This is a genomic window from Streptococcus downei MFe28 (assembly GCF_900459175.1).
GTDB lineage: Bacteria > Bacillota > Bacilli > Lactobacillales > Streptococcaceae > Streptococcus > Streptococcus downei.
This window is the reverse complement of record NZ_UHFA01000002.1, coordinates 1,873,505-1,895,655: the sequence shown is the minus strand read 5'-3', so window position 1 is coordinate 1,895,655 and position 22,151 is coordinate 1,873,505. Positions and strand designations below refer to the sequence as shown.

14 protein-coding genes and 4 pseudogenes are annotated in these 22,151 nt (G+C 42.7%); 9 read left to right on the top strand and 9 right to left on the bottom strand.

What is annotated here, in order from left to right; all coding sequences use genetic code 11:
• Nucleotides 1-3 precede the first annotated feature (3 nt).
• Nucleotides 4-1,737, top strand: a complete 1,734-nt coding sequence (gene ptsP, locus DYE66_RS09075; RefSeq protein ID WP_002997029.1) for a phosphoenolpyruvate--protein phosphotransferase — start codon at nt 4-6, stop codon at nt 1,735-1,737.
• Between the two features lie 311 nt (nt 1,738-2,048).
• Nucleotides 2,049-3,479, top strand: a complete 1,431-nt coding sequence (locus DYE66_RS09070; protein ID WP_002997261.1) for an NADP-dependent glyceraldehyde-3-phosphate dehydrogenase — start codon at nt 2,049-2,051, stop codon at nt 3,477-3,479.
• A 121-nt stretch (nt 3,480-3,600) separates the two neighbouring features.
• On the opposite strand, the gene DYE66_RS09065 is transcribed toward DYE66_RS09070, so the two are convergent.
• A complete protein-coding gene (locus tag DYE66_RS09065; protein ID WP_002997247.1) occupies nt 3,601-4,359 on the bottom strand; it encodes a glucosaminidase domain-containing protein in 759 nt (252 codons plus the stop codon).
• Between the two features lie 237 nt (nt 4,360-4,596).
• Between DYE66_RS09065 and DYE66_RS09060 the strand changes: the two genes are divergently transcribed.
• The gene (locus DYE66_RS09060; RefSeq protein WP_002996449.1) at nt 4,597-5,331 is read left to right on the top strand and encodes a PHP domain-containing protein; all 735 of its coding nucleotides are present in this window, start codon (nt 4,597-4,599) and stop codon (nt 5,329-5,331) included.
• A gap of 100 nt (nt 5,332-5,431) precedes the next feature.
• Nucleotides 5,432-6,190 (top strand): triose-phosphate isomerase, encoded by a 759-nt coding sequence (gene tpiA, locus DYE66_RS09055; RefSeq protein WP_002997154.1) that lies wholly within the window; start codon nt 5,432-5,434, stop codon nt 6,188-6,190.
• A 101-nt stretch (nt 6,191-6,291) separates the two neighbouring features.
• On the opposite strand, the pseudogene DYE66_RS09050 reads toward tpiA, so the two are convergent.
• From DYE66_RS09050 to DYE66_RS09015, 8 genes and pseudogenes are all read right to left on the bottom strand, one after another.
• Nucleotides 6,292-6,612, bottom strand: a pseudogene (locus DYE66_RS09050) (CPBP family intramembrane glutamic endopeptidase); the annotation flags it as partial.
• 9 nt (nt 6,613-6,621) lie between these two features.
• A pseudogene (locus DYE66_RS09045) lies at nt 6,622-7,488 on the bottom strand (IS982 family transposase).
• Nucleotides 7,489-7,566: 78 nt separating this feature from the next.
• Nucleotides 7,567-7,923 (bottom strand): annotated as a pseudogene (locus tag DYE66_RS09040) (CPBP family intramembrane glutamic endopeptidase); the annotation flags it as partial.
• Nucleotides 7,924-8,225: 302 nt separating this feature from the next.
• On the bottom strand, nt 8,226-8,390 hold the full coding sequence (locus DYE66_RS09035; RefSeq protein WP_019768808.1) for a ComC/BlpC family leader-containing pheromone/bacteriocin: 165 nt from the start codon (nt 8,388-8,390) through the stop codon (nt 8,226-8,228).
• A gap of 292 nt (nt 8,391-8,682) precedes the next feature.
• Nucleotides 8,683-9,918, bottom strand: coding sequence for an aminoacyltransferase (locus DYE66_RS09030; RefSeq protein WP_002996885.1), 1,236 nt, complete (start codon nt 9,916-9,918; stop codon nt 8,683-8,685).
• Entirely contained in the window at nt 9,915-11,129 is a 1,215-nt protein-coding gene (locus DYE66_RS09025; protein ID WP_002997204.1) for an aminoacyltransferase, read from the bottom strand. Before DYE66_RS09025 ends, DYE66_RS09030 begins: the two co-directional genes overlap by 4 nt.
• Nucleotides 11,129-11,938, bottom strand: a complete 810-nt coding sequence (gene yidA, locus DYE66_RS09020; RefSeq protein ID WP_002997448.1) for a sugar-phosphatase — start codon at nt 11,936-11,938, stop codon at nt 11,129-11,131. Before yidA ends, DYE66_RS09025 begins: the two co-directional genes overlap by 1 nt.
• 1,137 nt (nt 11,939-13,075) lie before the next feature.
• Nucleotides 13,076-14,368: an HD domain-containing protein gene (locus DYE66_RS09015; RefSeq protein ID WP_002996897.1), complete on the bottom strand. Its 1,293-nt coding sequence runs from the start codon at nt 14,366-14,368 to the stop codon at nt 13,076-13,078.
• Between the two features lie 689 nt (nt 14,369-15,057).
• Between DYE66_RS09015 and DYE66_RS09010 the strand changes: the two genes are divergently transcribed.
• From DYE66_RS09010 to DYE66_RS08990, 5 genes and pseudogenes are all read left to right on the top strand, one after another.
• Nucleotides 15,058-15,450: a YwiB family protein gene (locus DYE66_RS09010; protein ID WP_002996796.1), complete on the top strand. Its 393-nt coding sequence runs from the start codon at nt 15,058-15,060 to the stop codon at nt 15,448-15,450.
• Nucleotides 15,451-15,808: 358 nt separating this feature from the next.
• Nucleotides 15,809-17,095, top strand: coding sequence for an SLC13 family permease (locus DYE66_RS09005; protein WP_044123718.1), 1,287 nt, complete (start codon nt 15,809-15,811; stop codon nt 17,093-17,095).
• Between the two features lie 299 nt (nt 17,096-17,394).
• Nucleotides 17,395-18,258 (top strand): IS982 family transposase, encoded by an 864-nt coding sequence (locus tag DYE66_RS09000; RefSeq protein ID WP_115325132.1) that lies wholly within the window; start codon nt 17,395-17,397, stop codon nt 18,256-18,258.
• Nucleotides 18,259-18,277: 19 nt separating this feature from the next.
• A pseudogene (locus DYE66_RS08995) lies at nt 18,278-18,439 on the top strand (sialidase family protein); the annotation flags it as partial.
• A gap of 339 nt (nt 18,440-18,778) precedes the next feature.
• Nucleotides 18,779-21,460, top strand: a complete 2,682-nt coding sequence (locus DYE66_RS08990) for a cation-translocating P-type ATPase (RefSeq protein WP_002997287.1) — start codon at nt 18,779-18,781, stop codon at nt 21,458-21,460.
• Nucleotides 21,461-22,151: the final 691 nt, after the last annotated feature.

The following is a 22,151-nucleotide window of genomic DNA, read 5'->3' as shown; positions in this document are numbered from 1 at the left end:
ATTATGACAGAAATGCTAAAAGGAATTGCAGCATCTGATGGTGTTGCCGTTGCTAAGGCATATCTGCTGGTTCAACCGGATTTATCATTTGAAACTGTATCAGTTTCAGATACAGATGCAGAAGAAGCTCGTCTAGACGCAGCTCTAGCAGCGTCTCAGGACGAGCTTTCTCTTATCCGTGAAAAAGCAGTAGGAAGCCTTGGTGAAGAAGCTGCAGCCGTATTTGATGCCCACCTGATGGTGCTGGCTGACCCAGAAATGATTGGTCAAATTAAGGAGACCATCCGGGCCAAGGAAGTCAATGCAGAAGCTGCCCTGACTGAAGTGACCGACATGTTTATCACCATCTTTGAAGGCATGGAAGATAATCCTTACATGCAAGAAAGGGCGGCAGATATTCGTGACGTGACCAAGCGTGTCTTGGCAAACTTATTAGGTAAGAAATTGCCAAATCCAGCCTCTATCAATGAAGAATCAATCGTTATCGCTAACGATTTGACCCCTTCTGATACCGCACAGTTGGACAAGAAGTTTGTTAAGGCCTTTGTTACTAACATTGGTGGACGGACTTCTCACTCAGCTATCATGGCTCGTACTTTGGAAATCGCTGCGGTACTTGGTACTAATAATGTCACCGAAGTGGTTAAACAGGGTGATGTCGTTGCTGTTAACGGTATTACTGGTCAAGTAATTGTTAACCCAAGTGATGAGCAAGTAGCTGAATTTAAGGCTGCAGGTGAAGCCTATGCTAAGCAAAAGGCTGAATGGGCTCTGCTCAAAGATGCTGAAACCGTAACAGCTGATGGTAAGCACTTTGAATTGGCAGCCAATATTGGTACGCCAAAAGACGTTGAAGGTGTTAATGCCAATGGTGCCGAAGCTGTAGGTCTATATCGGACTGAGTTCCTCTATATGGACTCACAAGACTTCCCAACCGAAGATGAACAGTATCAAGCCTACAAGGAAGTCCTTGAAGGTATGAATGGTAAGCCAGTAGTGGTTCGGACTATGGACATCGGTGGTGATAAGGAATTGCCATACTTTGACCTACCAAAAGAAATGAATCCATTCCTTGGTTTCCGTGCTTTGCGTATTTCTATTTCAGAAACTGGCGATGCTATGTTCCGTACGCAAATTCGTGCCCTTCTTCGTGCTTCTGTTCATGGTCACCTGCGGATTATGTTCCCAATGGTTGCCCTGCTTAAAGAATTCCGTGCTGCTAAGGCAGTCTTCAATGAAGAAAAGTCTAAATTGCAGGCAGAAGGCGTTCCAGTGGCAGACGATATTGAAGTTGGTATCATGATTGAAATCCCTGCTGCAGCCATGTTGGCTGACCAATTTGCTAAGGAAGTGGATTTCTTCTCCATCGGTACTAACGACTTGATTCAATACACCATGGCTGCTGACCGGATGAATGAACAAGTTTCTTACCTTTATCAACCTTACAACCCATCTATTCTGCGCTTGATTAACAATGTTGTTAAGGCAGCACACGCAGAAGGCAAATGGGCTGGTATGTGTGGAGAAATGGCTGGTGACCAAAAGGCAGTCCCTCTTCTCGTTGGTATCGGACTTGATGAGTTCTCTATGTCTGCGACTTCCGTACTTCGGACACGTAGCCTGATGAAGAAACTAGATACCAAGAAGATGGAAGAATTGGCGCAACGTGCCTTGACCGAATGTTCTACTATGGAAGAAGTTCTGGAACTTGAAAAGGAATACGTTGACGTTGACTAGGTCTTCGACTAGAGATCAGAGCCCAGCTCTGGTCTTTTTCTTTTCCTCTTAGCCAAATGAGCCGTTAGAAGATGGTGAGCTTAGAGATATTGCCCCGGTTATTAGCGCAGAGCGTCAACTAGTTTTTTAAATCATCCCGACCATCAATAAATGCCTGACCTACCTTCGTGACTGGATTGGAACTGCTGAGGGTTGAAGGCTACTTTAAAAAATAGGAGCTTTCAAAATATTCTGATTATTAGCGTAGTGGATATTGGAAAATTGTTAGAAAAGTGATAGAATAAATCTATCAGAAGTAAAAGGAGAATTAGATGACAAAGCAATACAAAAACTATGTCAACGGTGAGTGGAAGTTATCTGAACAAGAGATTACCATCTATGAGCCTGCGACAGGTAAAGAGTTGGGGACAGTCCCATCTATGAGCCATGAAGAAGTTGACTATGTCTATGCATCTGCTAAGGCTGCTCTACCAGAATGGCGGGCACTCTCTTATATTGAACGTGCGGCCTATATTCATAAGGCAGCTGATATTTTGGAACGCGATGCGGAAAAGATTGGTTCTGTTCTGTCTAAGGAAATTGCTAAGGGGCTTAAATCAGCTATCGGTGAAGTCACTCGGACTGCAGAAATTGTCAACTTTGCTGCAGAGGAAGGGGTTCGTGCTGAAGGGGAAGTCCTTGAAGGTGGTAGCTTTGATGCTGCCAGCAAGCGTAAAATTGCTGTCGTTCGTCGCGAACCCGTTGGCCTAGTCTTGGCTATCTCACCATTTAACTACCCAGTTAACCTGGCTGGATCTAAGATTGCTCCTGCCTTGATTTCAGGAAACGTTGTGGCCTTTAAGCCACCAACGCAAGGATCCATTTCTGGCTTGCTCTTGGCTGAAGCCTTTGCTGAAGCTGGTCTTCCTGCCGGTGTCTTCAATACCATCACTGGTCGTGGTTCCGTTATCGGTGACTACATCGTTGAACACGAAGCTGTTGACTTTATCAACTTCACAGGTTCTACACCTGTTGGTGAAAACATTGGTAAATTAGCTGGTATGCGTCCAATCATGTTGGAACTTGGTGGTAAGGATGCGGCTATCGTCTTGGAAGATGCCGACCTTGAATTGACGGCTAATAATATCGTTGCTGGTGCCTTTGGTTACTCAGGTCAACGTTGTACTGCCGTTAAACGTGTTCTGGTTATGGACAGCGTGGCTGATCAGTTAGTTAAATTAGTTACTGAAAAGGTTGAAAAGCTATCTGTTGGTATGCCAGAAGAAGATGCTGACATTACACCATTGATTGATACTAAGGCAGCCGACTATGTTGAAGGTTTGATTCAAGAAGCGGCTGATAAGGGTGCGGTCGCTACAACACCAATCAAACGCGAAGGCAATACCATTTACCCAACGGTCTTTGATAAGGTGACTACGGATATGCGTTTGGCTTGGGAAGAACCATTTGGTCCTGTCCTACCAATTATCCGAGTGAATTCTGTTGATGAAGCTTTGGAAATTGCTAATGAGTCCGAATACGGTCTGCAATCATCTGTCTTCACTAACAACTTCCCATTAGCCCTTAAGATTGCTGAGCAGTTGGAAGTTGGTACTGTCCACATCAACAACAAGACCCAACGTGGTACTGATAACTTCCCATTCTTGGGAGCTAAGAAGTCTGGTGCAGGTGTTCAAGGGGTTAAATACTCTATCCAAGCCATGACGAATGTTAAGTCAGTTGTCTTTGATATTGCAAAATAAGATAAATAAAGGCTAATAAAAGAGCTATCCGTCTGGATGGCTCTTTTTGAGATCTCAATTTAAAACTTGCTTGTTTGTTTATGACCGGGCTTGAAAATCCTTGCAGCTCTGAAGCGCAAAGTTACTTGCCCAACTGACTTTTAGCCCAAGTATTATCTGTCTTTAGGGTGCTAACATCAGTATAGGCCATGCGGTAGACATTGTAGACTTGTCCGGGTTTATAAGGGTTTATAGGATAGTCATAGTCGGTTAGGTGGTAGATTTTGATGAGATGGTTGAGTTTGGCATTATAGCTGGTATCGGTAGCATAGCGACCAGTTAAAGCCTGGGTAGCTTCCTGGTAGCTGCTTGTATTGGATTTTCTAGCATCGGCATAGAGGTTCTTGCTGAGAATATCTGCATAATCTTCTAGGGATTCGCGATAAGAGGGGTATTTTCGGAAAGCCGCATTAATCTTGTAGGTGTTGCCCTTGCCATCATCCTCCCAGGTTTGAAAGGTAGCTGAACTTCCCTTGTAGTTACCCTTGATTCCAAACAAGTTATAGTTGGGAGCGGAACCCAATTTGGAAGTTCCATGATTACTTTCTAAAATCGCCTGGGCGATCATGACAGAGGCGTAGAGGTCATTGTCCTCAGAAATGGATCGAGCATCTTCGCCAATACTGTTGATGAAGTAGAGAACGGAAATATCTCGATTGTCTTGGCTGACTTTAGGGGGCTGGGTATCAATGATGGTCAGCCGACTGTAGAGGCCGTAAGCTAGGAAGAGTAGGATAGCTAGGATGAGTATGAGTGTCAGGTTAAAAGATTTACGGTTCTTCTTGCTGACCTTAAAAAATTTTTTCCATTTGGTCCGATGAGAATTTTTCTTTTTAGCCATTCCTGCCCCCTTTCCTAGTTATCTGAATTTAAATCGTTAAGAACTAGTATAGCATAGTTGTGGGCATTTCGGTGGGCAAAAAGAGATAAAGGGAGTTTCGTCATTCTTTTTAAGTTAGCAGTAAAAGGTATGAGTGAATATGATAAAATAAGGAGAAGACCTATCAGGTCTGACATCGCTATTATTAGTTTTATCAACTAACTGTAAGGGCTATTGCAATTAAAACGGAGGTCTTTCATGCGAGATAACCACCTACATACTTATTTTTCTTATGATTCTCAGGCTAAATTTGAGGAGTATTTAGAAGCCTACCCTGGTCAAATTGTGACAACCGAGCATTTTGACCTTTCTAATCCTTATACTGGGCAAGATGATGCGCCAGATTACCAGGCCTATAGTCAGGAGATTGAGCGCCTCAATCAAATCTACGGCAATCGTCTTAAGCGAGGCATTGAAATCGGCTATTATCAGCCTCGTGAAGCGGATATTCTAGCCTATCTGGCAGATAAGGAATATGACCTCAAGTTATTGTCGGTCCACCATAATGGTCAAAATGATTATCTGGATGATGAGATAGTAGAGCGCCGTAGGGATGAGGTTATTACAGAGTACCTAGACTTACTTGAGAAGGCTATTGGGCGAGTGGATGCCCATGTCTTGGCCCACTTTGATTATGGCTTTCGCCTCTTTGATTTGGAGGTCAGGGATCTGCAAGTTTATGAGCAAAAGCTGATGGCTATTTTCAAAAAGATGATTGAGGAGGGGCTGGCCTTCGAGCTTAACAGCAAATCCATCTATCTCTATCATCACGAGGACCTTTACCGCTATGCTCTGGGTTTACTTAAGGAACTTGGCTGTCACAAGTATTCCCTAGGGTCTGATGGCCATAAATTGGAGCATTTTCGCCTAAACTTTGAAGGTTTAGAAAAGATTCTTGCTGACTTTAATATTAGCCAGGAACAGCTGATCTAATGGTCTGGATCCTTGAGAAAAATCTGAGTAAATCTTTAAATGCCCTATGATTTATGGTAGAATAAAGGGGTAAAAAAAATTAAAAGAAGAGGTATGTGAAATGTCACGTAAACCAATTATTGCCGGTAACTGGAAGATGAACAAGACTGCAGCAGAAGCTCGCGAATTTATTGATGCGGTTAAAAATAATATCCCATCAAATGAACTTGTTGACACTGTTATCGGTGCACCAGCTATCTTCCTTGAAGGAATGAAAAAAGGTGTGAAAGATACCGAATTGCAAGTTGCAGCCCAAAACTGTTACTTCGAAGATTTTGGTGCTTTTACTGGTGAAAACAGCCCTGCAACTATCGCAGCACTTGGTGTAGAATATGTTATTATCGGTCACTCAGAACGCCGTGATTACTTCCATGAAACTGACGAAGAAATCAATAAAAAGGCTCATGCTATCTTTAAACATGGCATGACTCCAATCCTTTGCTGTGGTGAATCTCTTGAAACTTATGAAGCTGGCAAGACAGCAGAATGGATTGAGGGGCAAATTACTGCCGACCTTAAAGGCTTGAGTGCAGAACAAGTATCTCACTTGGTTATCGCTTACGAACCAATCTGGGCTATCGGGACTGGTAAATCAGCTGACGCGAATATTGCTGATGAAATTTGTGGCGTTGTTCGTTCAACTGTTGAAAAACTTTACGGTAAGGAAGTCTCTGAAGCTGTTCGTATCCAATACGGCGGTTCTGTAAAACCTGAAAATGTTGCCGAATATATGGCTAAAGAAAACGTTGACGGGGCTCTCGTGGGCGGTGCTTCACTGCAAGCAGACAGCTTCTTGGCACTTTTGGACTTTGTAAAATAATCAATAAGCAAAAATAGTTAAATAAAAAAATAGGTTAGAAGTTATTTGTACTTCTGACCTATTTTTATGGAATTTTAGACTCATAAAAATCTATAAGATTACTAATGGAAAATCAGTGCAACTACTGTAATTAGACTATTGAAGCCGATGTGAGCTATAATACTGTATTTTATCGTTCTAGTTTTCCAATAAATCAAAGTAAAATATAAACCACTTATTAGATAACCAAAGAGATTAAAATTGAATGAATAGGTGTGTAGGAAAGCAAAGTAAAAAGCGACTAAAAGAACGACAATGATCTCAGATTTGGGAAATAGCTGTAGCAAAATTTCTTGTAAAAAACTTCGAAAAAGTAGCTCTTCTAAAATAGGAGCCATTAGATTTGTAGCAAACAGCATGAAGTAAAATTTATCAGAGAATAACCCGTGGTGCTAGTTCACAATAAAATAGCTCAGATTATAGGTTAGTATAATTTGTTCTAGCATTAGCTGAATCCCAGCTAGACCTCTGGCTCATGTATGCTCGATTCCAAACAAACTACAGAGCTCGGAAAAGCGTGTCTCAATGGTTCTACGCATGGCTAGTAACTTCCAGTTGTTGTGTTCAGTTGAACCCTGCATATTTTGTCGCCAAGGTGTCCATAAGTGATAGCCCCTCTTGTTTAGTTCCTCTTTAAGGGACTGACTAAGGTAACCTAAATCTCCTAGAATAAACGGTTGCCTACAGTTTTCAAGTAATTCATCAACAGCTCTGATATCATGAACAGAGGCTGGCGTGACAACATAGTTCAAAATATAGCCCGATAAAGTCACTAACATGTGAACTTTAAAGCCATAAAACCACATCTGCTTGGAAGCATTGTAGCCAATATCCGCTAACCCATTGAGGAGGATTTTGACCCTATGATTGCGAACGGGTTGACAAAGAGGCAAGGGAAAGCTATCAATAATGACAATGGAATCTGCTGGTATTTGTTGGTTCAGGCCTTGTCGAATCAACTGAATGAGCCAAATCAGATTTTGGGATCGACGATTGAAGCGACTTCTTTTGAGTCTCTTTTCCAAGCAAAATAGATGACACATCTGGTAAAAGTGATGTTGTGACTTAATTCCCAGTTCTGCTTGTAGGACAAGTAAGGTTAAGAGGGACTCATCGGAGACATGAGCTAATTTGACATTATGTCGGTGCTTAATAGCTTCTGGACAATAGTTTTGATAGAACCAATGACAAATTTTGGACAATTGCTTCACCTTATATTGTAAGTGATGACAATTAGCGGTATACTGTAAGTGGCTCATTTGGACAACCTCCTGTTTGATTTTTGCACTTACAGTATAGTCCAATTGGGCTTTTTTCGTAACTTTTTAACTAGCACCACGGGTAGAGAATAGATATTTTATAATAGCTTGATTATTACCCGATTCAGTATATAGTCCTAATTTGATTAGAATACTATTGGCTAACAATTCAAGAGTAAATATGGATATGACCCCAAGTATAATCTTCCAAATAGCCATTGGTTTTCTCGGCAAATGTTTCTTTCTTAGGATTTTCTGTCTAAGCAAAAAGAGAAGTAAGAAAATGGTACAAGCGACGATTAATGCTATAAAAACTTCCTTCATATCAAGCCCAGCCTGATTCATTTTCTGAATGACAATATAAGTCGGAAGTTGGATGAGGATAGATAAAATAAAGGTAATAATTACTAAAGAGACAGATCTGATGATTTTCATATTTATTGCTTTTCTAATGGAATGGAGGCAGAACTGTTAAATTAAAGAAGATAAAAAATAAGAAGCCCTAGCCTAATCTGTTAGTAAGCTAGGGCTTCAAAAGATTTATATTAGTACCAATGCACTTTTAGCAGTGACCACGACGGCGTTTACCATTCCAACCATCAGCCAATCCACAAAAGGATCTTAAAAGTTGATTATAGGTTGGAAGTGTAGGAATTAAGCCTCCACCACCACCAACGATTGAGACAGTTCTACAGCAGTCATATTTTGATAGTTTTTCATAGTATTACTCCTTTCTTTTACCCTTTACACCAGTTAGACCAATTACAAAAGCCACGATATTGTTGTCGAGCCCATTTTCCAATACCATACCAGAAGTTATATCCCTCATCTCCTCCACCCTTTATTTTAACCAGTTGAGTATTATCCAAAGTTTCAAAGTTACTAAGAACATCTTTATTCATAACAGACCTCCTATTTCTGTGTTTTGAGCTTCTGTAACACCAAAATGTCGCGACTCAATAAGGTATAATTGAAAAAGCTTTGATAGATATTTTTTTGTCTTATGCACCAGACACTTGTATAATATCACAGAAAAAGGGTGAAAATTCATCTATGTCGTGAAACGGCCTAAATTTGTCATGAGATGAATTTTCTAAGAAAATTTCGATTTTTTAATCAAGGGATTTGATGCTCTTGTCAAAAATTTTTGAACTAAAAAAGACTGGGAGTCTGGAACTCTCAGTCTTTCTCGTTTTATTGGCGGCCCAAGACCTTCTTGATGGTCTTGAGGGCTTTGAATTTGAGGGGACTTGGGTAGTAGCGAAAGGTTCCCATCTTACGGGTGATGTAACCGTTGAAGTTTTGTTTGAAACGTAGAACGCCGTCAGAGCCATCGAAGATACCTTCGATTCCTAAAAAGTTATAGCTGGGGATGCCACGCTTGATGGCTTCCAGCATGACATGCTCCTGCAGGAGGGCAGGGGCATAGAATTTATTGAATTCGGTATAGGAGCCTGAAAAGAGGTAGATGGCTTCCTGCTTGGTATAGACAAAGAGGCTTCCAGCTAGGACCACATCTTGACTGCCATGCTGGTCAAGCAATTCTTGAGCCTCCTCTAAACGTTTATCAAAGGTGCTCATTTGCTGGTCTAACTCTTTTTTCTGACGTTGGTACTTAGGTGATTCCAGATTATTGGCATGGGTCTGGGCTAGCTTATCCAGCTTGGCTCCAAGCTTGGCCTGTCCTTCCTTGAGATGGTCGGCATAATCCTGAAAATTAAGGCTAGCAACCATGAACTCAGCCTGGTCTCCCCAGCTGTCAAAGAAGTCTTGATAGTAGTCTAAATCCTTATCGGTGTAATCCCGACGATCAGAAGTAGCAGAGGTGATGTCCTTAAAAATAGGGAGCTCTTCACGACTTAGTTTCTTCAGCTTGGTTCCAAAGGTCTTGGATTTTTTAACCAGGGGCCGTCCCTTTTTGCTAAAGGATTTCATGAGGTTATCAGCAGTAATTTCCCGCATATCCTTGACATAATGCCAATCAGGCTCGCCACCAGGATAACCGGTTTGCAGGCCATCGTGGCTGAAATCTAGGTCAGTTAAGGTTTTAATCAGCTCTGGACGTTCATCATCAATGGGCTTGCCATCGCTATCGAAAGTTTGATAGGTGTCATAGGGTTTAACCAATAATTCTAGAGCGCCCTCACTCTTAGCATAGTCCTTGAGGCCTTGATAGAAGTCACTCAGGTATTTGTGGTCTGTGGAGAAGGGGCCAGAGTTGATTTCCATGTGGAGGCCACCCGTCATGGGCATAGAATAAACTAAGGCAGCCACCTGCAAAGCTCCATCGGCTTTGAGGCCAACATAGGCAATGCTATAGCCACGTTTCTTAAAGAGCTCAGCCATCTGACTTGATTGCATAAAGGACTTGTAGGCAACCCTTTGACTGAAGGTCTCAAAGGCTTCCTTGCTTAAGATTTCAAAGCTCATTCGTGGTTACTCCTTGCTTGTTTACGTTTATTGTAAGCGTACATAGCTGGTTTGTAGAGGAGGCTGGTTGGAATGGTGAATTCTCCAATGAACTCCTCGATGGTCGGATTGAAGTTGGACTTGAATTTGGTCAAGCCATCATCTAGACTTCCTTCGACACCGCCCATATTGGCCCATTTGATACCGTCAGCATAGGCATCTTCGAAGACCTTGGGATAGAGAGAGTACTGAGGGTAGAATTTCTTGAACTCATCATTCATGCCCGCGTAAAGCATTTCCATGACATTACTGAAACGGACTGACAGGATACCCGCAATAATCAATTCATCGTCGTATTTATCGACAAATTCTTCAAATTCGCTGATGTATTTTTGGACAGAGTTTTTTTGTTGAGTCAGCTTGGTTAGGCGTTTCTTTTGATTTTCAGCTGTTTCTGATAAATCCTTTTCAATCTGAGCCAGTTGCTCCTTGTATTCAGCCAAACGCTTAGGCAGGTTGACTTTAGCCAGGTGCAGATAGGCATTGTCGCCATAGATGGTCATCATCTTCTTGAAGTAATCATAGTTACGCAGGGCTACCCCTTTACGGTTTTCAGTCAGGGCAACCACATCCGCAAAGGCTTGGACATCATCAATGGTTCCACGGCTGGTAATCACTCCCCGCTTTTGAGCATCCTTCATTAGGCGCTTGGTATGTTTAGGGAAGGTTGACTTTATGTCCTCTTGGGTGTAGACATTCGCTTGGAAGCGCGGTTGGATACTATCAGCAATTGCCATAGTTCGACCAGACCACTCAACCCCAGCCTTTTGCAGGTTATCTAGGGCAACTAGAGTCTTGGGCTCTTCCTCAACTTCCTCACCAATCTTATAGGCCTTAAGTAGCAGTTGAGGGTCAAATTTGATGAAGAGGGCGTGCTTGGAGCGCGCATATTTCTTAAGGGACTTAATGACAAAGTCAACAATTTTTTGATCTTGATAGTCCATAATTGGTCCGCGAGGGATATAGAGTATGGTCATTCCCAGTGGCAGACGTTTAATCAAGATGGAAGCAGAAGCAATCATGTCCCTATCTTCAAAGAAACCGAGGCGTTCATTGTCCCAGTTATCCTTGACCTTGGCCCAGTCAGCACTTTGAAGGACGTTAGTTTGGCCACTGGATTTAACAAAATCTTCGTGTTGTTGAGCGGAAATTCCGACTTTATACGTATACATTAATCTAAAACCCACTTTCTAATGGCGTAAGCAACACCGGACTCTTCATTGGACTTGGTGATATGGCGAGCGATTTTTTTCAGTTGGGGATTGCCATTTTCCATAACAACGGGATGGCCGACAACCTCCAACATGGCTCGGTCATTTTCTTCGTCACCGATGGCCATGGTTTCCTCAACTGAAATTCCCAATTTTTCTGCCAAATGGAGGACAGCAGTTCCCTTATTTGAAGTCTTATTGAGCAATTCAAGATAGAAGGGAGCTGATTTAACAATAGTGAAGCGTTCATAGTATTCCTTGGGAATTTTAGCAATGGCTGCATCAAGGATAGTCGGCTCATCAATATACATGGTCTTGACAAATTCCCGCTGGCGATTTTCTTCTGGCGTCCGATAGAAAATCGGCATACTAACAAGGGTGGCTTCATGAACCGTGTAGTGACCAATGTTGCGGTTGCTGGTGTAAATGCCATCTTTGGTGACAGCATGGGAATGGACCCCTAACTTGGTGGCTAGCAGCTCAATATCCAGATAGTCCTCATAGGTCAGAGCATCCTTAATGACTTCTTGGCCACTAGCTGTCTCTTGAACCAGGGCTCCGTTAAAGGTAATGACATAGTTGTCAGGTTCATTCAATTTAAGCTCTGCTAAGAGGTCTTGGACCCCAGCAATGGGGCGACCGGTTGTAATAACAATCTTCACACCAGCAGCCTTGGCCTCTTGGATGGCCTGGTAGACCTCTGGGGTGATTTTTCGCTCATTGTTGACTAGGGTGCCGTCAATATCAATGGCAACAAGTTTGATTGACATGGTTATTTTCTCCAATTTAATAGGTAATACTCAATGAAAATCGAAAGTAGCCGAGGTAAGGAGCAAAGCTATCAGCCACTTTAGTGGCTTGATAGCTTACGGCAATCTCCATAGCGATTGCCTAGCTCCCTTACTAACTTCACAAAGTTGGTGAAATCGACCAACTTTGCTCTGCATCGCACGAACTGCAGGTGGCTCAAAAGGTCTGGGAGACCTTTTGAGGTTGGAAATAGGGAAAACTTTGCTTTCCTCAGTAAGTACGGCAAGGTGAGTTAACGATGCGACATGGAGTAAAAACTGTCACTATTACAGTTTTTATGAAATTAGTCAGGGATATAGAAAACTACAGTCGTAGTTTTCGTAGTCACTCGAATGAAAAATCATAGAGTGACTTTATCCGTGGGAAAATTTTGATTTTCGAAGAGCATAAATAAAGTAAAAGCCCAAGCACTCAGAAGCTAGGACTTGAGGGCTGATACATCCCTACTATTTTACTAAAAATCAGGCTATTTGTCAGCTGGGATAAGAGTCCTTCCAGTCACTAACGGTGCAAGAAGGACATAAAGAACTAGGGCATCAGGTAAAAAGAGCGGAATCTTCAATAGGAGGTATTGAAGGCTTAAAAATAAGGCTGCTATCGTAACTGTCTGTCTCAATGGTACTTTTGGGTGAAGACAATCTTCCTTATTAGATTAAGAACCAGCCACGGCTTATACTCAATAAAAATCGAAAATAGCCAAGGCAAGGAGCAATGACATCAAGTTACTAAAGTGACTGATGTCGAACGGCAATCTCCATAACGATTGCCTAGCTCCCTTACTACCCTCACAAAGTTGGTGAAATCGACCAACTTTGCTCTGCATCGCACGAACTGCAGGTAGCTCAAAAGGTCTGGGAGACCTTTTGAGATTGGAAATAGGGAAAGCAACGCTTTCCTCAGTAAGTACGGCAAAGTGAGTTAACGACGCGACACGAGGTACAAACTGTCGTTGCCACAGTTTATACAGAGTTAGCCAGGGATATAGAAAACTACAATCGTAGTTTTCGTAGTCACTCGAATGAGAAATCATAGAGTGACTTTATCCGTGGGATAGTTGTGATTTTTGAAGAGTATTAGTTTGCAGTTGGTTAGATCCGTTAAAGCAGGACATCATTTTTGATATGACTGAGGAAGTCCTCTTTTTCCCCAGAAAATAGGTCATCCGTTAGCAACATTTCTGCTGGAAAGTAGAAGCGTTTGTCGCCATGAACCGTTCCTGTCAGGGCCTTAACTAAATCAGATTCCTGGCTCAGCTCCTTGAGGCTACCATCCTTTTGCAGCAACTCAATCTGGGTGCGGGGATTTTCCTTTTCCGGTCGATAGATATCGTAGGGCAGGTCAAAATTTTTGTGTTCAGCCGTATAGTAGTCAGGGTCGTAGCCAATAGCTGCAACTTGTTTTTTCAGCTCTTTGAGTGGGGTTTGGCTTTGCTCGGTTAAAATAACCGATTTGAAGACTCTACGGTTAATAAAACGATTAGCCAAATCAGCCAGGATAGCATCGTCAGCAGTCATCCAGCTTTGGAAATAGGTATTCATGACCCCATCGTCCAAGCGCAGATAGTCCTGTAAATTATAGTACTTTTCAAAGAAGGGGACTAGACAAGGAGCGGTTCTTTCAAAATAGGTCTTCTGACTAGGGTAGAGTAGCTTGGCTCGCTTTAGCAGGTTTTGCAGGAGAACTTCCATTGCACGACTAGCGGGGTGGAAGTAAACCTGCATATACATTTGGTAGCGACTGACTAGGTAGTCCTCAATCGCATGGGTTCCATTGATGGTAAAGGCAATGCCATTACCATGGGGACGAATGACGCTGAGAATCCTTGTCAAATCAAAGCGACCATAGCTGGCGCCAGTATAGTAGGCGTCCCTCAGAAGATAGTCCATGCGGTCACAATCAATTTGGCTGGAAATCAGCTGTTCAACCTGTTTATTGGGATAGGTATGATTGATGACGCTGGCTACCTTGTCAGGAAAGTCAGGTGAGACCCGTCGCAGGACAGCATTAACTTCTGTCGCTGGATTGGTGATAATTTCCTGGGTGACGGCCTCATGGTCTGTTCCAAAAAGTCGCTCAAAGGTATGAGAATAAGCCCCGTGGCCTAGGTCATGAAGAAGACCAGCAGCCATGGTTAAGAGGCTATCTTCACTATTCCAGTCCTTAGGATAGTGCTTTTCAAAAGATGCAACCACTTGGTTGGCCAAATGATAGACTCCAAGGCAGTGAGAAAAACGGCTGTGCTCAGCTCCATGAAAGGTATAGCTGGTAGTCGCCAACTGTTTAATCCGCCGCAGACGTTGAAATTCGCTGGTATTTATCAAGTCATAAATCAGGGATTCTGTCACCGATATATAGTTGTGAACGGGGTCACGAAAAATCTTTTCATTCATGATTTTAGTATAGCAAAAATTGCCAAGAACTGCTGAAATTGGTAGAATAATAAGGCCAAAAGACAGACTTAAACCGATTGATAAGAGAGCGGAACAAAAATCGCGATTTCCCAGAAATCGATTTTGTCGTCTCGCCTCCGCACAGTTGATTAGGATGGCCGCTATCACTTGCCTAGCAAGGGATAAGTACCTCCAATCAACCACTGCGTCAATGTGTCTAATCTTGAAAAAATAACGAGGCTAGGACCTTTTTATACGTAATCTTCCAAGATTACACGTTTTTGTGGGTGAGGGTAAAGCCATCATGAGTGTCTGTCCCAACCTCTGATTTATAAGAGTTGAGAATATTAAATAATACTCAATAAAAATCAATCTAGCCGACACCTTAAAATGAAAAGGTGTGAGGCGTCGCACGAACTGCAGGTAGCTCAAAGGGTCTGGGAGACCTTTTGAGGTTGGAAATAGAGAAATCTTCGCATTCCTCAGTAAGTACGGCAAAGTGAGTTAAGGATGCGACATGGAGTAAAAACTGTCACTATTACAGTTTTTATGAAATTAGTCAGGGATATAGAAAACTATAATCGTAGTTTTCGTAGTCACTCTAATGAAAAACTATAGAGTGACTTTATCCGTGAGATAGTTTTGATTTTTGAAGAGTATAAGATGACAATGTGTGAGGTAAGAAAAAAGTGCAGATTAAAATTTACAATACCATTCAGATGGAAGACCAGACGGAGTTGATTGAGGAAATTCATGAGTGCCAGTGGATACAAAAAGGAGGCTTTGACTATCTCATTCACCAAAATAGCCAGGATGAAAAAGTCGTCATTAAGCTCAATCATGAGGAGTTAGTCATGACCCGCTTTTCCAATCCCAAGTCCGTCATGCGCTTTGTCAAGGATGACCTGGACCTTGCGGCCATTCCAACCTCTATGGGGACCCAGCGCTTAGTGACCAAAACAAAGACCTTTGACCTAAATCGTGAAGAAGCAAGACTTCACCTGACCTATGACCTTTTGACTGAACCCGAGGCCACCAGACCCTTAGCCTCCTACGATTTGCGGATAATTTGGGGGGAGTAGGTTATCCGAGAGCTTATGACAAAGGAGATTTTGATTCAAGTGATACCTAATTAGCCAATCCAAACTGATAAATTAATCAAAAGAAATGAGCAGAGTAAGTTCTAAGTGGTAGGATACTAACCCTGTTCATTTTTTGCTTTCATGAAGGACTTTATAAGTAGCTAGGCTAATACTTATGTTTACATAAACTGTTCATAATTGAAACGATAAAACTCTATCTTATAATTTTGTTGGACAACGTAAAATGACGTTCACTATTTAAACAAAAAATAAGGTTGTAGCCTATACAACCACCTTTTCACTGGATAGAATAAATTTGTAAAGTAATTTGAAAATAAAAAAGTGAAGAGGTGTTATTATGACCTTACAGATGTGTCTGGCTCTGGGTATTCTTGTGCTCATGATTGTTATGATTATGTCCGATAAGTTTGCCTTTGGGGCTCCGCCAATTTTTGCCTGTTTACTCCTAGTAGTAACGGGTTTATCAACTGTCCAAGAAGCTTTCGCAGGATTTATCAATCCAAGCGTTGTTATGGTTGCCGGATTTATGGTGGTCATGGCAGCAATGATGAAGACTAGTTTCATCGCAAGAGTTCAAGAGATTATGTTGAATTTGGTTGATAAAGGTGGCTATCGTAGCTATGCCTTATTACTGCTGGTTGTTATGTTAGGAGCTAGTCTTGCTGGAATGGGATCGACAGGTTATTATGTCTTAATCTTATCCTTGGTTTCGATGATTCCATACAATAAGAAACTGCCTACTTCAAAGTTGATGATGCAACTTGGATTTGCAACCAATCACCCTTTGATTCCTGTAAATGTTGCTTTGACCTATGGCTTAACTGTAACAGTCCTGCATTCGGCAGGCTATATGCATAATGTTTCTATTATTCAGTTCGCTCTGGTTAACCTTGTCCTATCCCTTGCTTTTCTGGCTTGGAGCTTGGTTGCTTGGCGCCTGCTACCAGATCATCCAATGGCTTCCGATGCGGATGAAGAAATTAAAAAGGAGCAGGAGTTAGCTGTAACAATGATGTCCCCCTTCCAAGAGAAGGTTACTATTTTAATGTTTATTGTCAGTGTTGTTGGGATGATGATGAATCAATTGGGCAATATTGCCTATGTTGTTCCTGGACTGGCAGCAGCCGTTATCCTCTTTGTCGGTGTCCTTGATTTTCGCTCTGTTAGGGATAATATGGGAGCTCCAGTTATCCTCATGATGGCGGGTGTTATCGGTGTTGCGGATGCCTTATCCAATTCTGGTTTTACAAAATTGGTAGGGGATTCTATTGCCCACTCACTTGGCGGTAGTATCAACCCATTCTTATTGGTTCTCCTACTCGTTTTTCTGACCAGCATGTCAGCTACCTTTACTGGTTCAAATATGGGATCAGTGTTTGTCTTTGCTCCAATTGCAATTTCGACCTGTGTTAGTTTGGGTTGGAACCCAACGGCAGCAGCTGCAGCTGCTGCTGTAGTAATTTCTGGTTGGAACGGAGGCTATATGCCCCTAGATGGGATGCCTGCTATGATACTCGGTATGGGTAGTTACAAGTTACCCGACTTTTGGAAATTCTCAGTTCCAATGTACTTTGTTCGTATCTTTGCTTTAACAGCAGGTGCTATGCTATTCTTCCCACTTTAAGTAAAAATTGAAATAAAGGTAGGAGTTGTTGTGAACCCTACCTTTTATGATTCCTGCGAAATTGAACATTGCCCCCCTGGGAAAATATGGCCGTCTTGAATACTAGTGATTCTTCACCAACCTTCTCCCTCACATTTTTCTTCTTAAGTCAGAGCTTAATACTTTCCCACCCGTTGTGCTAGTTAACACTATCCAAAATAAAAAACTTTGCCTATCATAAACTCAGAACAACCACGAAGTGAGGGAATGATAGGCAAAGCCAAGACTATTATCTCGCAAATCCACATCAAACACAAGATATTTTTTCAGTTTTGCTAACAAAAGTGAGTACACTTTATGACCGGTTCGTTCCCTACTGCGTGAGGCATCGGCGAAACGTTCACTCACAGAAGCAACCAGATGTCGTTATTATAGCTAGTTATCTCTGGGCCATTCAAGAGGGGTGCCGAACAGCCAGCGCAATTTATCGAGCCATTCGTCATAGCCTTTTTCCTAATGACTTTCCAGAACGTTCCCGCTTTTGTCGGATTTGTCAAAACCTTTCCCAAAGCATCCAACGCATGCGCTACTTTATGGTATCCTCCCTTTGTGAGACCTCTTCATTTGGCCTGATTGACAGTTTTCCCTGTGCCTTATGTCATCCCATCCGTAATCTAAGAGCTAGCCTTTTATCAGAAGTCGCTAACATCGGATACAACGCCACGAAGAAGATTCACTACTACGGGGTGACGTTCTCCGTTTTAGTCAGCGATAGGGGCTTTCCTTTGGATTATATAGTAACGTCAGCCTCTGTTTACGATAGCCAAGTGGCTTTTGAATTACTGGAACACAGCTCTATTCCACTGATTTATGGAGACAAGGGCTATATTGACAAGCAGGTTAAGAAAGAGTTGGCCAATTGTGGTATCACCTTAATTTCTCAACTCAGGAAAAATCTGGCGGACTATTCTTGGTTTGAGAACTATAAAATTAGCCGATTGCGCCAACCGATTGAAACCGTCTTTTCGAGCTTAGAACAGTTTGGTATTGAGAATTTACGCTGTCGAAACCTTCGGGCATTACAGTTTAGAGTAGAAGCTATTTTACTCATCTATTCACTCATGCTGGAAAATAGTCAAAATGAATTTGGGCTGAGTTTGAAATATTCTAAGGCTTATGCCTGATTAACTAGCACAACGGGGAACTCTATATCAAACTAAGGATGGTCTCCTTCACTTACTTTATGCGTACTATAATAGACTTTGTGTCAAATACGTTCGCTGTCGTGTAGAAGATATTTTCGGTGAAAAACGTGAAGCGGAAGCGGTCTACAATCCAACGTCTGGTCAAGGTGTTGAGAAGTAATAGGGAATTTGCTATAATAGTTGTTATATCAAGGGAGTAGCAGACGATTGGCGGAGCGATTGAAAGCCCTGCAATCGTGTCACTGTCGTCATTACGAAAGAAATTTCCGGCACTGACTTAAACAGCGAGACTTGTTTTTAAAACAGGTCTCTTTTTTTACTGGAAAAGTTGGCCTGATACTCAATGAAAATCGAAATTTGCCAAGGCAACGAACTGAAGACAGTACTGGAGTACGGCAAGGTGAGTTAACGACGGAAAATTGTAATTTTCGAAGAGTATGAATTTGAGATGAGCCCAGCTTGTCCCTATATTTTTACCAGTAATGTAGAAAGGAAAATTATGCACAAAGAACAAGAAAGACTTCCCTATCATGTTCAAACGGGAGAAGAAGTTCTCAAGGAAGTCGACAGCACAAAAGAGGGCCTGAGCACTAGCCAGGCGCAAAGTCGATTAGAGACTTACGGAAAGAACGAATTGGACGAAGGTGAAAAACGAGGCATTATTACCAAGTTTATTGACCAGTTTAAGGATTTGATGATTATTATCCTTTTGGTTGCTGCTGCCTTGTCGGTGATTACCGAAGGGATGGGTGGCCTGACTGATGCTTTGATCATCGTGGCTGTTGTCATTCTCAATGCCGCTTTTGGTGTTTATCAGGAGGGGCAGGCAGAAGCAGCGATTGAAGCCCTCAAAGATATGTCCAGTCCCATGGCCCGAGTCCGTCGAGATGGCCATGTGACCGAGATTGATTCTAAGGAATTAGTTCCAGGGGACATGGTTCTGCTAGAGGCTGGTGATGTGGTCCCTGCTGATATGCGACTGCTGGAAGCGGCCTCCCTCAAAATTGAAGAAGCAGCCCTGACAGGGGAATCCGTTCCAGTTGAAAAGGACCTGAATGTTGATGTAGCGGAAGATGCTGGAATTGGTGACCGCCTCAATATGGCCTACCAAAATTCCAATGTCACCTACGGACGTGGCTCTGGTGTTGTGGTCAACACGGGGATGTACACCGAAGTAGGTAAGATTGCTAATATGCTGGCCAATGCTGATGAGACTGAGACTCCTCTCAAACAGAGTCTGACTCAGCTTTCCAAGGCCTTAACCTACTTAATTGTCGTTATCGCCTTGATTACCTTCTTAGTTGGTATTTTCATCCGCGGTGAGGAACCTTTGAACGGACTCATGGTAGCTGTGGCCTTGGCTGTTGCAGCAATTCCAGAAGGACTGCCCGCTATCGTTACCATCGTCTTATCCATGGGAACTAAGACCTTGGCTAAACGTAATTCTATTGTGCGTAAACTACCAGCTGTTGAAACACTGGGTTCAACTGAAATTATTGCCTCAGATAAGACAGGTACCCTGACCATGAATCAGATGACCGTTGAAAAAGTTTATACCAACGGTCAACTCCAGTCATCAGCAGCGGATATTGCGGCCGATAACAATACCCTGCGGATTATGAACTTCGCCAATGATACCAAGATTGACCCCCAAGGAAAATTGATCGGGGACCCAACCGAAACGGCTCTAGTTCAATTTGGCTTTGACCACAATTTTGATGTGTGTGAAGTCCTGCAGAGCGAGCCTCGTGTGGCTGAGCTGCCCTTCGATTCGGACCGTAAGCTTATGTCTACTATCCACAAGGAAGCGGACAATTCCTACTTTGTTGCGGTCAAGGGGGCCCCAGACCAATTGCTCAAACGGGTAACTCAGATTGAGGAAAACGGGCAAATTCGTCCGATTACGGATGTGGACAAGAAAGCCATTCTAGCTACCAACAAGGACTTGGCGAAGCAAGCCCTGCGGGTGCTGATGATGGCCTACAAGCGGACGACAGACATTCCGACCTTGGAATCTGAGATTGTCGAAGCTGACCTCATTTTCTCTGGCTTAGTTGGTATGATTGACCCTGAGCGGCCAGAAGCCGCGCATGCAGTTGCGGTCGCCAAGGAAGCTGGTATTCGTCCAATTATGATTACGGGTGACCACCAAGATACAGCCGAGGCTATTGCCAAACGTCTGGGTATTATTGAAGAAGACGGCCGAAGTCATGTCTTGACAGGTGCTGAGCTCAATGAACTGTCAGACGATGATTTCCAAAAGGTCTTTAGGAAATACTCTGTCTATGCGCGGGTATCACCAGAGCATAAGGTGCGGATTGTCAAGGCTTGGCAAAATGAAGGCAAGGTCGTTGCCATGACTGGTGACGGGGTCAACGATGCACCATCCCTCAAGACCGCTGACATCGGTATTGGTATGGGAATTACTGGTACAGAAGTTTCTAAGGGAGCTTCTGATATGGTTCTGGCGGACGATAACTTTGCCACCATTATCGTTGCGGTTGAAGAGGGACGTAAAGTCTTCTCCAACATCCAAAAATCTATCCAATACCTGCTGTCAGCCAATATGGCCGAAGTCTTCACTATCTTCTTTGCCACCCTCTTTGGCTGGGATGTCCTCCAACCTGTTCATCTTCTGTGGATTAATCTGGTAACCGACACCCTACCAGCTATCGCCTTAGGGGTCGAACCAGCAGAGCCTGGTGTCATGAGCCACAAGCCACGTGGTCGCAAGTCTAACTTCTTTGATGGGGGTGTCTTTGGTGCAATTATCTATCAAGGTCTCTTGCAAACGGCTCTGGTTATTGGTATTTATGGCTGGGCCTTGATGTTCCCAGAACATACCGATAGTCAGATGATGCATGCGGATGCTTTGACCATGACCTTCGCAACCCTAGGTCTGATCCAACTCCTCCATGCCTTTAATGTTAAGTCGGTTTATCAATCGATTTTCAAGGTTAGACCATTTAGTAACCCAACCTTTAACTGGGCGATCCCAGTGGCCTTTCTAATTCTCATGATGACTATCGTAATTCCTGGTTTTAACAAGCTCTTCCACGTTACTCACCTCGATACGGCTCAATGGTTAGCTGTTATTGTTGCCAGTCTCCTCATTGTCGTCCTCGTTGAAATAGTCAAGGCTGTTCAAAGGGCCTTAGGACAAGATAAAAAAGCTATATAATGTTTAAAACACACTAGTGACTGAAATGCTTCTTGAAGCAATGGTCTGGGTGTGTTTTTCTTATGTACTTAACTGAGATGCTATACTCTTTGAAAATCAAAACAATACATCGTTGCCAATTGAACACGCCTACGACTCTGTAAAATTAGGGAGTGAGACAGAAATCTTGATTTCGTCGTCTCACCCCCGCACAGTTGATTAGGGTGGATGCTATCGTGAAGCGATAAGTACAGCCAATCAACTACTGAGGACGCACCCTTCTAGAATCTTGCTGATTCTTCGTCTTAAGTCGTGGAGAAAGATAGACTGAAAATGAGATAAATTGCCATGATATGATGCATCCTTACCCACAAACCTTGGCAATCTCTGAAGATTACGTATAAGAAATCAGCAGACGAAGTCTTGACGTTAATGCCTAAGCTTAGTTTGAAATCCGCTGTGAGAGCATTTCAACACTGACTCTGTGCAGTTTCATTAGGATTCGCCAGTCTCCAAGCTGTGAAGGATGAAGAACCCTAATGAATTACGTATATTTTACAGAATATGGAGTCTTCTCCTCCTCTTTAGATTATCTGCGTTTTATTGTCATTTCTGCTTTAATTTTCTCTAGTTTTGGTGGGTAATTCAAGCGTCTGATATAGCTAATAACTATATCTGCTGCTATATCTATAGTTGTAGACTATATGAGAGG

Excerpts from the sequence above, each read along its gene's own strand:
- ptsP (WP_002997029.1), top strand. The coding sequence starts at position 4 with ATGACAGAAATGCTAAAAGGAATTGCAGCATCTGATGGTGTTGCCGTT.
- DYE66_RS09070 (WP_002997261.1), top strand. The coding sequence starts at position 2,049 with ATGACAAAGCAATACAAAAACTATGTCAACGGTGAGTGGAAGTTATCT.
- DYE66_RS09065 (WP_002997247.1), bottom strand. The coding sequence starts at position 4,359 with ATGGCTAAAAAGAAAAATTCTCATCGGACCAAATGGAAAAAATTTTTT.
- DYE66_RS09060 (WP_002996449.1), top strand. The coding sequence starts at position 4,597 with ATGCGAGATAACCACCTACATACTTATTTTTCTTATGATTCTCAGGCT.
- tpiA (WP_002997154.1), top strand. The coding sequence starts at position 5,432 with ATGTCACGTAAACCAATTATTGCCGGTAACTGGAAGATGAACAAGACT.
- DYE66_RS09035 (WP_019768808.1), bottom strand. The coding sequence starts at position 8,390 with ATGAATAAAGATGTTCTTAGTAACTTTGAAACTTTGGATAATACTCAA.
- DYE66_RS09030 (WP_002996885.1), bottom strand. The coding sequence starts at position 9,918 with ATGAGCTTTGAAATCTTAAGCAAGGAAGCCTTTGAGACCTTCAGTCAA.
- DYE66_RS09025 (WP_002997204.1), bottom strand. The coding sequence starts at position 11,129 with ATGTATACGTATAAAGTCGGAATTTCCGCTCAACAACACGAAGATTTT.
- yidA (WP_002997448.1), bottom strand. The coding sequence starts at position 11,938 with ATGTCAATCAAACTTGTTGCCATTGATATTGACGGCACCCTAGTCAAC.
- DYE66_RS09015 (WP_002996897.1), bottom strand. The coding sequence starts at position 14,368 with ATGAATGAAAAGATTTTTCGTGACCCCGTTCACAACTATATATCGGTG.
- DYE66_RS09005 (WP_044123718.1), top strand. The coding sequence starts at position 15,809 with ATGACCTTACAGATGTGTCTGGCTCTGGGTATTCTTGTGCTCATGATT.
- DYE66_RS08990 (WP_002997287.1), top strand. The coding sequence starts at position 18,779 with ATGCACAAAGAACAAGAAAGACTTCCCTATCATGTTCAAACGGGAGAA.